General features: G+C 47.5%; 1 protein-coding gene and 2 pseudogenes. 1 reads left to right on the top strand and 2 read right to left on the bottom strand.

Annotation, left to right across the window (positions count from 1 at the left end; all coding sequences use genetic code 11):
- Both QUB70_RS27370 and alaS read right to left on the bottom strand, forming a co-directional pair.
- Positions 1–438, bottom strand: a pseudogene (locus QUB70_RS27370) (CHAT domain-containing protein); the annotation flags it as partial.
- 319 nt (positions 439–757) lie between these two features.
- Entirely contained in the window at positions 758–3,409 is a 2,652-nt protein-coding gene (alaS, locus tag QUB70_RS27365; protein WP_332984675.1) for an alanine--tRNA ligase, read from the bottom strand.
- A 124-nt stretch (positions 3,410–3,533) separates the two neighbouring features.
- Here alaS and QUB70_RS27360 point away from each other — a divergent pair.
- A pseudogene (locus QUB70_RS27360) lies at positions 3,534–3,667 on the top strand (RNA-guided endonuclease TnpB family protein); the annotation flags it as partial.

Below are 3,667 nucleotides of genomic sequence, written 5' to 3'. Positions count from 1 at the left end.
GGTGTAAACTTGTAAAGCTGCTTCATAAAATGCGATCGCCCTTTCTAAATTATCACCCCTGTCTCCCTTGATTCTGTCACTGTAAGCATTACCTAGACTGTTTTGAAACATTGCCCACTTTTCTGAGTAAGCGGCGCGGGTAAAAATAGTTAATCCTATATCCAGACAAGCAATCGCAATCTCTATGTTGCTTCTGCGACTGCCTTGCTGAAGACTGAAAAATTCAAGAGTTAAATTGTATAAAATATTGGCACGAGTTTCTGCTTTGTCTGCATCCAAGTTGGGCATGGTTTCAGTTGCCCACTCTCGCAAATATTGGGCAAATTCATCGTCTAATAATTCTAGATTGGCTTGCAGGATGGCGGTTTGTTCTTCGCTGTCCCAGGTGAGGAGAGATTCAATTAGGGTGAGATAGGCTTGGCGGCGTGGTTGGTTCATTTTTTGCTACCCATGTTTGGGATATTATATATTGTTTGTGGGGGGAAATCAAGGGAGTTTTGAACCGCAGATGTTGGCGGATGGACGGGGATGAACGCAGATGTAAGGGCCAAAATATGCGGTAGCAGCCTGCGGAGATTCTGGCAGACGGAAGCGATCAAATTGACGATTAGGCCTCGATCCCCCCTAGCCCCCCTTAAATAAGGGGGGGGACAAGATTCCGATCAAAGTCCCCCTTCTTAAGGGGGATTTAGGGGGATCGAGACTCGGCGATAAACGAGAGATACAAAGAGTTTTTATTTCCTACAGAAAACCCAGATTAACCCAACCCTTCAACCAACAGATTGCGAGCACTTTCCAGCGCTTCCTGCAACTTACTTGCATCGCGTCCCCCAGCTTGGGCTAAATTCGGCCGCCCGCCGCCTTTTCCGCCGCAAATTTGAGCAATTCCCCCGATAAACTTGCCAGCTTGCAATCCTTTCTTATTGACTTCTGGACTAAAAGCTGCCACCAAACTTACCTTATCCGGTTCAGGAATAGATGCCAAAACTACCGCAGCATTTCCTAACTTTTGCTGCAATCTTTCCGCCGCAGTTTTTAGCGCTTCTGTATCCACATCTCCCAATTGAGCTACAATGATTTTGAATTCGCCGATCGCCTCAGCCGCACTCAGCAACTGGTCGGATTTCGCGATCGCCAATTCCGATTTCACAGCAGCCAAATGTTTCTGAGTATCCTTCAACTCATTCTGCAAATTAGTAATCCGGTTGGGCAATTCTTCAGGCTTCGCCTTAAATCGATCGCCCAAATCACGCACTACCTTATCCCGCACGTTCAAATAGTCCAAAACAGCCTGGCCCGAAACCGCTTCAATCCTGCGAGTTCCCGCCGCTACCCCGGCTTCGGAAACAATCTTAAACAGCCCGATTTCTGCGGTATTGCTGACGTGAGTTCCGCCGCACAATTCCATCGAAACGCCGGGAAAGTCGATAACTCGCACGATGTCGCCGTACTTCTCGCCAAACATCGCAGTTGCGCCTTTTTCTCTCGCAAGGGCGATCGGCATTTCTGCAACTTCCGCAGCGTGCGCCTCAGCAATCCAACTATTAACTAAATCCTCAATTTTCTGCAACTCTTCTGCTGTGACAGCGCGCGGAGAATTGAAATCAAATCGCAATCTTTCTGACGATACCAGCGAACCAGCTTGCGAAATCGAATCATCCACAATTTTCCGCAAAGCTGATTGTAATAAGTGAGTTGCTGTGTGGTTAGCCTGAATTCGGCGGCGGCCGCTATTGTCTATTTTCGCAGTAATACTATCGCCAACTTTCAGGGTTCCCCGTTCCACAAAGCCGAAATGCACGAAGAAATCCGATTCCTTCTTCACATCATCAACTCTCACCAACAAACCATCACTATTATCTCCGCTTTTCAAGTAACCTTTATCCCCAATTTGTCCGCCGGATTCGGCATAAAACGGCGTTTGGTTCAACACAACTTGTACCTCAGTGCCGACGGCTGCTGACTCGACAGATTTGCCGTCAACTAAGATAACTTCCACCTCAGCTAAACTCGACAATTCAGCATAACCGACAAACTCAGTTCCCTGGATTGTTTCAGCCAACTTATCCAAAGAACCCTGGACGGTTAAATCGATTGTTTCGCGAGCGTTTTGAGCGGTAGTTTGCTGCACTTCCATTGCCGCCTTAAAGCCCGGTACATCGACCGTTAACCCCTGTTCCTCAGCTATTTCTTGAGTCAATTCTAAGGGGAAACCGTAAGTATCGTAAAGCTTAAAAGCATCTTGCCCTGCAATTTGATTTTGACCTTGCTGCTGCAACTTGTTGAGAATTTCCTCCAGCAGCTTCTCTCCGCGTTCCAAAGTCTTGAGAAACTGCGCTTCTTCCCTTGCCAATTCGGCCTTAATTTGAGCTTCCCGCGATCGCACGTTCGGATAAGCTGCTTCCGAAAGGGCGATCGCACTTTCAGCCACCCGCACCGTAAATTCGCCCTGAATCCCAATCAGCCGCCCGTGGCGCACCACCCGGCGAATCAAGCGGCGCAAAATGTAACCGCGACCAACGTTCGACGCGCGAATTTCGTCCGCAATCATGTGCACCACAGCCCGAATGTGATCGCCAATTACTTTCAGCGAAACCTTGACTTTTTCATCGCTATTGTGGTAATCAATTCCGGCAAGTTCCGCCGCCGATTGAACGATCGGAAAAATCAAATCTGTTTCGTAATTGTTGGGTACTTTCTGGAGGATTTGCGCCATCCGTTCCAATCCCATGCCAGTATCAATATTTTGATTTTGCAGCGGTGTTAAATTGCCCTCTGCATCTTTATTGTACTGCATGAAAACCAGGTTGTAAAATTCGATAAACCTGGTATCATCTTCGAGGTCAATATTGTCGCCTCTTTCTGGGTGGAAATCATAGTAAATCTCGGAACAGGGGCCGCAGGGGCCTGTCGGGCCAGATTGCCAGAAATTGTCATCTTCTCCCATGCGTTGAATGCGATCGCCCGGAATGCCAATTTCATCGCGCCAAATCGCAAAAGCTTCGTCATCTTCTCGGAAAACACTAACAACCAAATTGGACGCTGGTAAACCGAAAACTTCCGTGGAAAGTTCCCACGCCCAGGCGATCGCCTGTTTCTTGAAATAATCCCCGAAACTGAAGTTACCCAACATCTCAAAAAACGTGTGGTGGCGGGCGGTGCGGCCGACGTTTTCGATGTCGTTGGTGCGGATGCACTTTTGAGAAGTCGTGGCGCGGGGTGATTCGGCGGTGCGCTGTCCGAGAAATATCGGCTTGAATTGTAGCATTCCGGCGATCGTCAGCAACACTGTCGGATCTTCGGGCACCAAAGAAGCACTCGGCAAGATTTTATGTCCCCGCTGGGCGTAAAATTCGAGGAATGTTTGGCGGATTTGGCTGCCACTGAGAAACTTAGGAGAAATAGTCATGACAAGAACTGTTAAGTATTGTAAAACTTCGTTGAGTTTGTAAGCAATTATAAACAATAATAGTATCATATCGCTATGAGTGTTGAACAAGAAATATGCACAGCCCAAAGAACAGAAGTCTCAAATGCAACTAACACAGAGGCACATCATTAAATCAACGGAACACCGTTTCGCCCAAATAGACGAACTAGCTTTCAAGTCCAAAAACCTCTACAATGCCGCCAATTACGTCATTCGTCAGAGCTTTATTTATGGATG

Origin of the sequence: Microcoleus sp. A003_D6, from assembly GCF_036702825.1 — a bacterium.
GTDB lineage: Bacteria > Cyanobacteriota > Cyanobacteriia > Cyanobacteriales > Microcoleaceae > Microcoleus.
The sequence above is the reverse complement of the archived record's forward strand: the minus strand, read 5'-3'. Positions and strand labels throughout refer to the sequence as shown.